At 34.6% G+C, this 12,705-nt stretch carries 11 protein-coding genes; 5 read left to right on the top strand and 6 right to left on the bottom strand.

From position 1 onward, the window contains the following. The first annotated feature begins 155 nt into the window (after positions 1–155). Positions 156–1,187: a CHAD domain-containing protein gene (locus QNJ66_RS09560; protein WP_300505679.1), complete on the top strand. Its 1,032-nt coding sequence runs from the start codon at positions 156–158 to the stop codon at positions 1,185–1,187. Between the two features lie 287 nt (positions 1,188–1,474). Continuing rightward, entirely contained in the window at positions 1,475–1,816 is a 342-nt protein-coding gene (locus tag QNJ66_RS09565) for a hypothetical protein (protein ID WP_300505682.1), read from the top strand. A gap of 419 nt (positions 1,817–2,235) precedes the next feature. On the opposite strand, the gene QNJ66_RS09570 is transcribed toward QNJ66_RS09565, so the two are convergent. Together QNJ66_RS09570 and trmB are read right to left on the bottom strand one after the other, a co-directional pair. Beyond that, on the bottom strand, positions 2,236–4,467 hold the full coding sequence (locus QNJ66_RS09570; protein ID WP_300505685.1) for a SulP family inorganic anion transporter: 2,232 nt from the start codon (positions 4,465–4,467) through the stop codon (positions 2,236–2,238). A gap of 244 nt (positions 4,468–4,711) precedes the next feature. Then, a complete protein-coding gene (trmB, locus tag QNJ66_RS09575) occupies positions 4,712–5,356 on the bottom strand; it encodes a tRNA (guanosine(46)-N7)-methyltransferase TrmB (protein WP_300505688.1) in 645 nt (214 codons plus the stop codon). 62 nt (positions 5,357–5,418) lie between these two features. Between trmB and QNJ66_RS09580 the strand changes: the two genes are divergently transcribed. After that, the gene (locus QNJ66_RS09580; RefSeq protein ID WP_300505765.1) at positions 5,419–6,510 is read left to right on the top strand and encodes a metallophosphoesterase; all 1,092 of its coding nucleotides are present in this window, start codon (positions 5,419–5,421) and stop codon (positions 6,508–6,510) included. Positions 6,511–6,622: 112 nt separating this feature from the next. Here the strand turns inward: QNJ66_RS09580 and QNJ66_RS09585 are convergent, their stop codons facing one another. Continuing rightward, positions 6,623–8,224: a S8 family serine peptidase gene (locus tag QNJ66_RS09585; protein WP_300505691.1), complete on the bottom strand. Its 1,602-nt coding sequence runs from the start codon at positions 8,222–8,224 to the stop codon at positions 6,623–6,625. A gap of 144 nt (positions 8,225–8,368) precedes the next feature. Between QNJ66_RS09585 and QNJ66_RS09590 the strand changes: the two genes are divergently transcribed. Both QNJ66_RS09590 and QNJ66_RS09595 read left to right on the top strand, forming a co-directional pair. Beyond that, on the top strand, positions 8,369–8,821 hold the full coding sequence (locus tag QNJ66_RS09590) for a DUF29 domain-containing protein (protein ID WP_300505694.1): 453 nt from the start codon (positions 8,369–8,371) through the stop codon (positions 8,819–8,821). Positions 8,822–8,833: 12 nt separating this feature from the next. Beyond that, positions 8,834–9,760, top strand: a complete 927-nt coding sequence (locus tag QNJ66_RS09595) for a hypothetical protein (protein WP_300505697.1) — start codon at positions 8,834–8,836, stop codon at positions 9,758–9,760. A gap of 13 nt (positions 9,761–9,773) precedes the next feature. Here QNJ66_RS09595 and QNJ66_RS09600 read toward each other — a convergent pair whose 3' ends face one another. The 3 genes from QNJ66_RS09600 to trmFO are packed head-to-tail and all read right to left on the bottom strand — an operon-like array spanning position 9,774 to position 12,579. Further along, on the bottom strand, positions 9,774–10,568 hold the full coding sequence (locus QNJ66_RS09600; protein ID WP_300505700.1) for a DUF4058 family protein: 795 nt from the start codon (positions 10,566–10,568) through the stop codon (positions 9,774–9,776). 42 nt (positions 10,569–10,610) lie between these two features. After that, a complete protein-coding gene (locus QNJ66_RS09605; protein WP_300505702.1) occupies positions 10,611–11,189 on the bottom strand; it encodes a Uma2 family endonuclease in 579 nt (192 codons plus the stop codon). 16 nt (positions 11,190–11,205) lie between these two features. After that, positions 11,206–12,579, bottom strand: coding sequence for an FADH(2)-oxidizing methylenetetrahydrofolate--tRNA-(uracil(54)-C(5))-methyltransferase TrmFO (gene trmFO, locus QNJ66_RS09610; protein WP_300505705.1), 1,374 nt, complete (start codon positions 12,577–12,579; stop codon positions 11,206–11,208). Between the last annotated feature and the right edge of the window lie 126 nt (positions 12,580–12,705).

Here is a 12,705-nt window from a genome sequence, read left to right on the forward strand (position 1 = left end):
TAATTAGACAACCTTGTAAGGTGGGTATTGCCCACCCTACAGGGAAATTTTTTAATAATTCTTAAGCTTTTGTTAAAGTAAGTAATTCTATTGATTAAAATAGGTTTAGAATAAAGTTTATTCTTACATAGTTCTATCTAGTTGGACATAATGAGATGAAATATAAATTAGATCACGAAGCAAAAACGTTTGGAGATTGGGCTTATTTAGCTGTTGCTAAACACTATAAAAAATTCTTATCTCATGAATTAGCTGTATTAGAAGATAAAGATCCCGAAGAATTACATCAAATGCGTGTGGGAATGCGACGCTTAAGAAGTGCAATTAATGGCTTTACTTCTGCTTTAAATTTACCTGAAAATGGACAGGGTAAAAAAGTAGGTAAAATTGCTAAAGCATTGGGAAATTTACGAGATTTAGATGTTTTGGAAGATAGCTTAAATAATCAATATTATCCTAATTTACCTAAAGATGAACAGAAACAATTAAAACAAGGATTATCTCGTTTAGAAAAAGAACGAAAAAAAGCATTTAAAAAAGTAAAAGAGACTTTAAATAGTCAAAACTATTTTAATTTGAAACAAGCTTTTGATGAGTGGTTAAAAAATCCTAAATATCATGATATTGCAGAAGTTTCTATTGAGATAATTTTGGCTGATCTTCTCTTACCAGAAGTTAGTCAATTAATGTTACATCCAGGGTGGGTGATTGGGGTTAAGTTTAAATCAGGAATCATCAATTTTCCTGATAATTTATCTAAAAAATCAGTAGAATTTTTATTAGATAAACAAGGATTAATATTACACGATTTAAGGAAAGCAGCGAAACGAACTCGTTATAATATGGAGTTATTTACCCAGTTTTATGGCGATACTTATCAAAGTTATGTCAAGGATATTAAAAAGATTCAAAGTATCTTAGGAGATATTCAAGATAGCTTTGTTTTAGTAGAGTATCTTGATCAGATTTTTGATGATAATATTCTCAGTAATATGCCAACTTTTTGCAAAATTTTACAAGATAGTCGTTATAAGAAGTGGCAAGAATGGGAAAAATTACAGCGAAAATTTCTCAATCATCAAACTCGAAAAAACCTGCATCTTACTATTTTAGAACCTTCTATTATTGAGCATAAAATAGAGGATAGTCAAGGGAACTCTCACAAGGTTGTAGAGGAAATAGTATAGCAATAGACAGGCTAATTAGGACACATAAATTATATTTTAAGGGAACAGAAAAATGTCCTAATAGCTTTGGCGAATGCTATGTCTACAAATATTTCGTAATAACAACAAAAGTTTACTAATGTGTAACGAAAACCAAATAATTATCAAATAAGATGTTATTTTTTTCTAATGGCTTGAAAATCAAATTATAATATTTATCAAGGGAGTGTTCCCTTAATGTCTTTGTTATTAATTAGCAAAGTGTGGCATGAGGAGAGAGAAATCATATTCTAGTTCTGAGGAATGCCATGAAAATTATACCCTCGGTTTTGATTACTGTTAGTGTTCTTTTGGTTGCACCTAACGCCGTTGGTCAAGTTCGTCGTTCTTCTGATTTTAACACATTAGCAACCACATCTAGCGAAGATTTAGGAAGAGTTGAATCCAGAAGCATAGAAGATTGGCCATGGGCATTTGGACCAAGTATTGAACCCATACCTGGTCTTACACCTTATCCTCTTAGACCTGATCCTACTATCAGTCTTGACGAAATTAAACGTAGAAATCTCAATGAAGCTTATCAAGATGTTGATAATCAGTTAGGAGACTATCAACGTCCAACTTATCGTTCTCCTGTGGTTGATTTTTAATAGGTTTTGGGATTGTGTGCTATTGTTTGCCATAATGCTTGTTAGTCCTCTAGTTGGTAACTAGAGGACTAATATAAACTTTTTCTATGGAATCTTGGTTATGTCTAAATTGGAGTTTTTTAGATATTCAATTGTAACAATTTGTATAATATTTAGCACTGTTTCAAAGTTGAATATTGGAAATATAGAACTTTTCCGGACCGCAAATTCCATTCTAAGAAGAGGTTCAAGAGTTGATATTAGCTAAAAAGAAATTAAGCGTCTTTATGAAGCTATAAAAAGATGTAAACAAAAGGAAGAGGATAAAAATGAAGCTATTTGGAAGAAATATTTAGAGATTGAGGAAACTCTTAAATCGTTAATGGGAGGTAATTCAAATGAATAATTTTGTAGTAATTTTTTCAGAACTAAAAAGCAGGTTAAGAAAGAATATTTTGCATATCTTGTTCTCGATAGTGCAATCTTTCTATTAATAGTTTAACAATAAATTTGTGGAACGCTGATGCTAGTTTAGGTTCTTCTCTTTCCATGCGTTTAAAAGCATGACTTGAGAAAAAATAGACAGAACTATGTTCATCAGCTATAACAGAAGCAGAGTGATTAGACTGACTATAAAACCCCATTTCTCCGATAATTGTCTCGCTTTTATAGGTTCGCAAACATTTAGTTTGATCGGGGGTTATTTCTTTGATAACACGTAGTTGTCCTGACTCTAAAAAATACATTCCTAAATTTAATTGTCCCTGACTAAATAAAACTTCTCCTGGTAATAATTTAAACGGTTTAAGATAACTAATCAGTTTAGTAATATCTACAGAAGGAGGAAAATAGTTACTTAACTGTGTTTCCAATAATTGACAACTTTTATGACTAGGATAATATTGTTCAAGTAATTGTTCTTCACACCAAGCTAAACCAATATTTTTTTCTTCAAAAACATGAATAAAATTATCTTCTAAACCAACTTGTTTTTCTAACTTTTCTTGAGCTTTTTTAGTTAAGTTAGTGAGGATTAAATTAACGGAGTACTTTTGCAGTAATTGTTTGATTTTAATAAAGTTAATCAAGGCAGAAGAATCTAAACCATTAACCACACGAAAATCTAATAATACAAAGTTAATAGAAGTTTTATTCCCATCATATAAACGGTTGCGAATCGTATTAAATAATTGATTAGCAGTTCCAAAAAACAACCAACCTTGTAAGTCTAAAATATAAACATTTTTACCATATTTTTTGATAATTTTAGTTTCTAAAGATGAACGTTGTACATGGGAAAGCGAGTGAAATAAAGACGCACTATTTTTGATAATACTAAGACGACTAGATTTAAAAACAAAGAGAATCATTGCCACAATTGCTCCTACAATAAGTCCCTGTAATAATCCCCAAAAACCGATACAAACTACAATCAATAAAACTAAAAAATAATCAGGTTTTGACAAATTCCACCAACCATCATAAAGCCATTCTACTAAAAAATTTAAGCCTAAAAATAAAGTCAATCCTCCGATTAAAACTTCAGGTAATAAAGATAAAATTGACATTCCTCCAAACAAAGCTAAAGCACAAAATCCACTCAATAACCACCCAACAATACGACTAGAAGCTCCTAAACGATGATTAAGAACAGAACGACTTAATGATACATAACTGGTTAAACCTCCACCCATTAAGCCAGATAAAATATTAGCAATTCCTGTTATTTTTAACTCATGATTGAGGGCGATATCTTTTTGTAAAGCCACCTCGATACCACTAATATTTAAAAGCAGTCCTATCACCCCCAAAAGAATAATAGAAAACATTTTGGGTAGGTGATGAACAATAAGAGATAAATCAGCATTTTTTAAAGTATCAAATGTTAAGGCTGGTAAAGAAGTATTTTGTTGTATTGGTTGCATTAGTAATCCCATCACTCTCGCTTCATCGATAGAAATTCCTGTTATTCCTAAGAATAAATAGAAAGCAACTACTGTCAGAAACATAATAGCTGGTAACACTAAACAATGTCTAACAAAACGTAAGGTTATCAATAATAGAAAAGCAAATATAAACTCAGGCAACCAATGGGATAAAATCTCCCAAGAAAATAATTGACTAAAATCATTTAAACTAAGTTCAATTCCTGCATAATTTCTAATAATACCTGATACTAATAACCAACCTGTTCCCGCTAAAAATCCCCCAATAACTGGATAAGGAACATAGCGAACTAAACTACCTAAACGAAAAAAACCGAGAGTAAAAAAAACAATTCCGCTGAGAATTCCCGTAAGAATAATGATAACAATAAGAGTTAATAAAGTCGTCTCGATATTATCAAGAGAGGATGGGGCAACAATGGTACTAGCAATAACACTTAAAATAGCTACAGGAGGTTCTTGAATAGAAGGAATAATACCAGGTAATGAGGTTCTAGAAGCAATAAATAATCCTGTAACAATATTACTAATTAAAATTAAAGCAATACCAATAGAAATATAAGGAGACAAAGAACCAGAGAAAATTAAATTACTACAAGAAACTGCCCAAATAATAGAAAGAGTTGCCCCTATTAAACTAGCAGTAAAACTAGAAAAAAAACGTAGAGGATGAAACTCTTTTTCGATAAAAGTAGAAACTTTTGAAAAGTAAGAAGAATCGGACACAATTTTTAAATATAAATTTTATAAACTTTGGTGCATTATTATAACCTAAACAATGGATAATGGACAATGGATAATGGACAATGGATAATTTTGGATTTTGGGGTTATATTAGATTTGATGAAGTATAAGTAGTGCAAGCATCTTGCTTGCTATTTTTAGAATTATACTACTTTCATCAACGGAGACTAGAAATTTTAACGCTGTAGGGGTCAACGGCCGTTGACCCCTACGATAATGTGTAACTTTAACTAACAGCAGTAAGTTGAAGAGAAACCCGATAAACAGGTTGATTTTTATTCAACGTAGCAATTTCTCTTTCTGTAGGAATAGGAAAAGTATTTTCCTTTAACCAAGTTTCTGAATGTTGCTTTTGAAAACAAGTATTAGCCAAAAAATTATCTGCCATTTCTTCAGCAACTTCTTTAATATCTGATTGTAAAAAAACCGATCCATCCCTCACTAAATAAGTAGCGATCGCATTAACTAAACCCGGTTGGACAACTCGTCTTTTTTGGTGACTCCGTTTGAACCAAGGATCAGGAAATTGAATGGTAACACAATCTAAAACTTGAGGGGGAAAAGACTCTAATATTGAATCAATATAGAGATTAATATTACAAAAAAGAAAATGGAGGTTAGATAACTGTAAATTATCCCGTTGTTCATTCGCTTCAATCACCAAAGGTTCTCTAATTTCTATGCCCAAAAAATTAATTTCAGGATATAATGGAGCCATCTTCAACAAAAATTTGCCCCTACCACAACCAATGTCTAAATGAAGGGGTCTATCGAGATGAGAATAAACAGTGTCCCACTCAGGTAAAATCAAAGGTTGACGGTATTTTCTACTTAAAGGGTTAACGTGTTGACGGACACGGACTCTTGCCAAAATGACTCTCTCCTATCTATGCTCAATGATAAAGATGTGCTTGAGTTAAAGAATTTTTTATGATGAATTTTCGCTTTGCTATTATTAGTGATCCCCATGTAGCGGTTCCTCAGACCCTTCCCGATCATACTAACCGTTTCCATTTAGTTGAAGTCAGTATTCTTGCCCTAGAAAAAGTATTAAACCACTTACAACAGCTTAACTTAGATTTTCTTCTTTTGCCAGGGGATTTAACCCAAGATGGAGAAACAGATAACCATGATTGGTTAGGGAAACGCTTGCGATCGCTACCTTTCCCCGTTTTTGTGGTTCCGGGTAATCATGATCTTACCAGTATTAACCCCACAACAACTAAGATTGGCCTGCATCAATTTCCGAGTTATTACGGTCATTGTGGTTACAACAGTCAACAATTGTATTATACTCAAGAAATTTTACCAGGGGTGAGAATTATTGGTTTAAATTCCACTCAATTTAATGAAGAAGGAAGACAGTTAGGTTGTTTAGATAATGAACAATTAACTTGGTTAGAAAACTTATTACCCCAAGTGAAAGATCAACTACTGTTAGTAATGATTCATCATAATGTAATCGAACATTTACCCAACCAAAGTAACCATGAATTAGGGAAAAGATATATGTTGGATAATGCTTCTCTGTTACTGAAAATGTTGAGTTCTGCTAACTGTAAATTAATTTTTACTGGACATCTTCATGTACAGGATATTGCCGAACAGCAAGGAATTTATGAAATTACAACGGGTTCATTAGTTAGTTATCCTCATCCTTATCGTATTATTGAAGTGCAACGACCAGTTAACGGTTCATTGAGCCTCAATATAACCTCTCATCGGGTTAAAAATGTACCAGGATGGGATGATTTAGAGGACATTTCTCGTCAATGGTTAGCCGAGCGATCTTTTCCTTTTATGGTGAAATTATTAACAGCATCACCCCTAAAATTATCCTTAGCTGAAGCAGAAAAATTGGCTCCATCTTTACGATATTTTTGGTCAGATGTTGCCGCAGGAGATGGTATTTTTTATTTTCCTGATTTCCCTGTAGAAATTCGTGATTATTTTCAGAGATTTAGTGCCGTCAAAGCTGACGGTACAGTGTCTAAAATTGATAATCAAGCCATCCTTAACTTATAAAATTAAATTTTTTTATCCTTTAAATAAACATAAATAAACAGAAAGAAGCAAATCTTTCTGTTTTTAAATATAATTACTTATAAGTTTGCCTTTTGACTTTTGCGTAGCGGCACTAGGGTTGATTAGAAGTTCCACTAGCAGTCCACCAAGCTAACCCATAAGGTTGAGTCTCCTCATTGATTTGTTGTTGATATTGCACCCGTATTTTATAGTTACCAGTGGCCCGAACAGGACAAAAAATATGTTCTGTATTATCCACCTTACTAATAGAACGACAGGTACTTTCTGAGGTGTTATTGGTATCGGTGGACATTAAATAAAGATCAAGGTTATTGAGACCCTTATCCTCAAAAGTTTCCCCCACGTCGTATTGTTCATTCTTATTGTTATCATTCAGTTCTACCAATCTATCCCAAACTAAGGTGATAGCCACAAAACTGTTGGCCTTTAAAGGTTCGGCAAGAACATACTCTTTATAATTATCTTTGCTCACGGTTTCATAGTCCCAACCCATCTCCGGAACTGGGTTTCCAGGTTTCCACTGACCCGCGCTAAACTGTTGATAAGCTCGCAGGACATTGAGATGGCCGGCCCCCATTTCTATGTCTACAGGGATCTCGGGGTTACGATAAGCCTCAGAATCGAACCATGTATAATGGGACTTACTAAAAATAGTGCGCATCATCCCCAGTAATAAACCGTTGCCCCGATCTTCCATTTTATCAGCAGAATTGAGCAGAACAGCTTTATTGACTTGATGACGGCGAGAGTCTAGACTCCAGTTGGGTTCTTGGTTACGCAGTTGGCGATCGCCGAATTCTTGGAGTAGGGCTACAGATGCGGTAATGTGGGGGGCAGCAAAGCTGGTGCCACTGACTTTTTGCATGGTTCCGGCTAAGTCATAAACCGCTACTTTACTACCTGGGGCCACTAAAGTAATGGCCCGTCTGGGTCCAACGTTGATTTCTCGTTTAATTAAACTGCGGCCAATGCCCACAGGACGCGCGCTAAGGTTGGCAAAGTCCACTTTACTATAAATTCCTTCCTGTTTGGTGCTGTAGGCTGTTGTAATGCCGTTATAGTGGTCTGTGGGGATGGGAATACCTCCTCTTCCTTGGTTCCCGGCAATGACATATAAGGTATTGTGAACCCGTGATGACCAATCAATACATCGGGTTAAATGTGCGTTACCGTCTAGCGTTGCATCCATGCGACGATCTTGGGAGAGGGATTCTCCAAAACTAAAGTTAATCGCTCTGACATCTCCGCTATTTTGTTGGGCAATATGTTGACTGGCCAGACATTCTTGGGGTTGGCCACCGCCTTTGATAGCACCGATGGCAGAAGCGTATAATCTTGCGTCTGGGGCAACTCCTGGCAATCTTTTATCTTTGCTAACCATGACGCTTGCTACCATAGCTGCATGGTTATCCAGGTTGCCGTTGGATTTGACGGCCCGATTTTGATAGTAGACTCCTGCTAGTTTAAAGGTGGGACTCCATGCTGCTATTTTATCAAAACCAAAGACCCCGGGCCGACCAATTTCTACTTGTCCAATGGCTATTTTTCGCCCTGTTAAATTGAGGGGTTGTTGATGTAAGCGATTTGCATAAATGCCTGTTTCTCCTGTGGAGGTATTTAGGGCTAGGCTAGGGGTGATAATGCCTGTGATGGTTGTTAAACTACTGATAACCCAAGCAACGGTTTTTTTCATATAAAGATATTAATTGTTTTTTTTGACTGCTCTCTATCTTATACATGAAAAATTAGATTCTAGCTGTAAAATTTTTCTAAAGATAATGAATAATTGATAATTATGGTTATAATGGCAGGGATACTTGTTAGAAGGTAACAGATTATGGCTTCAATAATTACCTCAAAACTTTTGTATGAACAAGACTTGAATTTATGGTTACTCAACACCATTGAACAATTGAAACAAGGTGATTTAAAGCAATTGGATATTGAACATTTAATTGAGGAGTTGGAAGGTTTGGCTGGAAGGGATAGAAGAGAGTTAGAAAGTCGTTTAGAAGTTTTGTTATCTCACATTCTTAAGCGTTTATTTGTGCCAAGTCCTAATGATTATCGAGGATGGGAATTAACAATTAAAGAACAACGTAACCGTTTACAACGTTTACTTAAACAATCTCCTAGTTTACATAATTACTTTATTTCTGTTTTTTCTGAAGTTTATCAGGATGCTTTTGAGTTGGTTTCTTTAGAATACACTGAGGTTAGTTTCCCTGAAGTTTGGCCTTATAGTCAAACTATTGAAGATATTTTATTAACTAAGTTTTGGGGAAATTAAAGCGGTTTAACTATGGATCAATATTTTATTCATAATTTTAAAAAAAATTACTGTAAAGAAATTAATGAAGATGAATTTCAACAATTACAAGAAGCAAAAAATAAGTTAGTTCTTGCTTTTGTTTTAGAAGAAAAATTAGAATTCCTTTTAATGAATTATGCAGAGGTAGAAAAAGAAGCTTTTAGTTTAACTTTAGATTATATGATGACACATAATAAAGGGTATGAATATCTTCATGTCAGTAATAGTTTAAAGTTGAAAGTTTTTCAGTTTCTATCAATTCATAAATTTTATGAAGATACGGTAAAATCGACATTAAAATCAATTTACGGAAGGCATTCTGGTGAATATAAAATTATTGAAAATAAATTTTCATCAGAATATAATAATCCTGATTTATTTTATCGTACTATATCTATTATTAGAAATCATACTCAGCATTATGATTTACCAATTGAGATAACAAAATTCAATTATAAATCAGTTGAAACTAATGATGGTAAAAAATATAAATATAACCTCCAATTTTGTATTACAGTTGCTTCTCTAGAAAACAATAGAAACGTTTCAAAAGAACTATTAAATGATATTAAAAACACTTTTTCGGAAAAGATTGACTTAATGTTTCTCATAAGAAAATATCTTGAGTCAATTGGTAAAATCCATGAAGAAATACGAAAAGTATTAAAATTAAATTTAGAGAAATGGGAGAAAATTATGATGGATACTATTGATAATGATTATATAAAATACAAACAATTTACAGAGAATGAAAGCTTATTGGTAACTAAAAACTTAAATAAGTATGATGAGGATCTCAGGATTGATATCTCAAAGTGTTTTGATTATATAAAGCGTCGTAAACAGTTAGAAAAGAGATATCGTCACTTAATCCCTTATTCCCGTCAATTTATTACTAATGAAATAGTAGAAAAATAAAACTAGATTGAATTTAGATTAACTCTTGTTCTTGTAATAAATTATTAATCCAAAGTTGTTCATTTTCGGATAAATCTTCTAAGGTTTGTTTTTGATAATTAATAGCTAGATCATAGCTTCCTTTTTCATAAATACTGTGTAATAAGTCTTGTAATGGGATTAAAGGTTGTTGATCTTCTGGTTTTAATGGTAAAGGAATAGAGGGAATTTCTTGTACTAAATTAAAAGCATATAATTCTGCTTGTGGACGGCGATCGCTACGACTAATTATAATACGATAATCTGATTGTATTTTTTGATCAATATTCATCGGCATTATCTCACCTTTTCTTAATAAATCTATTTCTATTAAATGGGTTAAACTCATTAATACCTGTTCTCTTTTTTTTAGATATTTGTTTCTTCCTTCTCCTACTTTTTTATTTTTAGGTGATAAAATTTCAATCACTGTTACTACTTCTTTGGTTTCTACATTTTTTACTTGTAAATACCATTCTTTAACGGTTTTCGGTTGGGGAATGGAGACAGTTAAGGGTTCAACTTTTGGGGGTGCAATAGCAACATTAGATGAAGTTTCACTAGGGTTTGAACTAGGAGAAAAAACAACATTATCGGGAATACCTACTAATCCTAAACTATCATCATTATCATTTTGAGTATAAACTCTTTGTTCAAGTTCCATACGATATTTAGGACGCAAGATAGGATTCATTACGTCAGCTATTTCAACAATTAAACGGTTATGAACTTGTGACCAAAATTGAGGAAGTTCTAAATAGGGGTTCATTCCAGGAAAGGGGGAAGGCATAAATTATCTCCTTAATTTAAAGATTAATCTGACATTATAATACTATTCGTTTTCGTCGGTTAATATAACATCTTCATAAATCAATTCTACAGGAAAATTAAAATGGAGTGATTCTAATTTTGATTGTTCATTTTCGCTAAAACTGTGTAACTCCCAAACTTGTTGATCATTAAGACGAAAACATTCAACTAATTTTTGATCTGCACTAACTAAAACATATTCTTTTAGTGTTTCAATCTGTCGATAATTTCTGAATTTTTTACCTCGATCAAATCCTTCTGTACTGGGAGAAAGCACTTCAATAATTAAACAAGGATATTGCAGAAACTTGAATGCTTTTTGATCCCTTTCGTCACAACTGACAACCACATCAGGATAATGATAAGGCCCTGTTTCTAATACCTGTACTTTAGCACCACATATTAATACTTTTCCCTGCTTCATTTTTAGATGATTTTTAAGCATACAAGCTAAATTTAAAGCAAGAGTATTATGGGGGAGTGTATTATCAGAAATAACATAAACTTCCCCATCCATATATTCATATTTCAGGGGTTGTTTGTCTTCCCATTCGAGATATTCTTCGGGAGTCATATCGAAATTTTCTTTTGCAGCAACCATATTTAAACCTCATGTATTAACTAACAACTGATAACCGATCGCTGGTAACTGAAACAATTGAATCTAATGCTTCTAAAGCGCGATCGCGATATTTTCCGTATCTTTCCCGTTTATTACGAATTCTGACGGGTAAATCGGGTAAAATACCAAAGTTCGGTGGCATGGGTTGAAAATGTTTCGGGGAAGCACTACTTATGAAATCAAATAATGCACCCATCATCATGGTAGAAGGCAGAGTAATGGGGTCTAACCCTAGTGCTATGCGTGCAGAGTTGGTTCCTGCTAACCATCCTCCGGCTGCTGCTGCGGTATAACCTTCTGTGCCGATTAATTGTCCTGCGGCCAACACATTGGGACGGCTTTTGAACTGTAAAGTCGGGTTGAGTAACTGGGGAGAGTTAATAAAAGTGTTGCGGTGCATAACACCCATGCGCACAAACTCGGCATTTTCTAAACCAGGAATGAGACGAAATACCCGTTTTTGTTCACCCCATTTTAAATTAGTTTGAAAACCAACCATATTCCAGAGTTTACCCTGTTTATCTTCTTGTCGCAGTTGGACAACAGCGTAGGGACGTTTTTCTTTGTTTTCAGGATCACGAAAGTCTCCTAACCTTGCATCAAATAACCCCACAGGTTTCAGGGGACCATAACGCATGGTATCTTCTCCCCGTTGGCCTAATTCTTCGATAGGTAAACATCCCTCGAAAAATTTGGCTGTTTCTCTCTCAAAATCTTTTAATTCCGCTTGTTGTGCTGCACAAAGTTCCTCACGAAACTGTAAGTATTGCGCTTTAGTAAAGGGACAGTTGAGATAAGCTGCTTCTCCTTTGTCGTATCGGGAGGCTAAAAAGGCGATGTCTCGGTTGATGGAGTCCCCAACAATAATAGGGCTGGCTGCGTCAAAAAAGCTCATATAAGCCATGCCGGTGAACTGTTGTAACTTTTCGGCCAAAATGGGGGAGGTAAGGGGGCCAGTGGCTAAAATAACCATACCTTCTGAGGGTATTTCCTGGACTTCTGAGCGTCTTAATTCGATTAAAGGATGTGTTGCTAAAGTTTGGGTTAATTGTTGGCTGAACACACCTCTATCCACCGCTAAAGCACCACCGGCTGGTACAGAGTGTTTATCGGCGGTTTGGATGATTATCGAGTTGAGGCGACGTAATTCTTCATGGAGTAGGCCGGCTGCGCGATCGCTTGACATGGCCCCGAAGGAGTTACTACAGACTAATTCGGCTAATTCTTGGCTATGATGGGCGGGACTGGTACGAATAGGGCGCATTTCGTGCAGTATCACGGGAATACCTGCTTGTGCTACTTGCCAGGCTGCTTCGGTTCCAGCTAACCCTCCACCAATTACTTGAACTTTTGCGGTTGATTCTGTCATTAATTAGGTTTTAGTTTCGTTTTTGTTTCGTTTGAATACTTTTATTTTAGATTCGTAGGATGGGTTAGGCGCAGGGATGATTTTTCGGGAAACCTTATAACTTTTGATTTGCGCCGTAACCCATCA

Origin of the sequence: Crocosphaera sp. (assembly GCF_030064895.1) — a bacterium.
Classification (GTDB): Bacteria; Cyanobacteriota; Cyanobacteriia; order Cyanobacteriales; family Microcystaceae; genus Crocosphaera.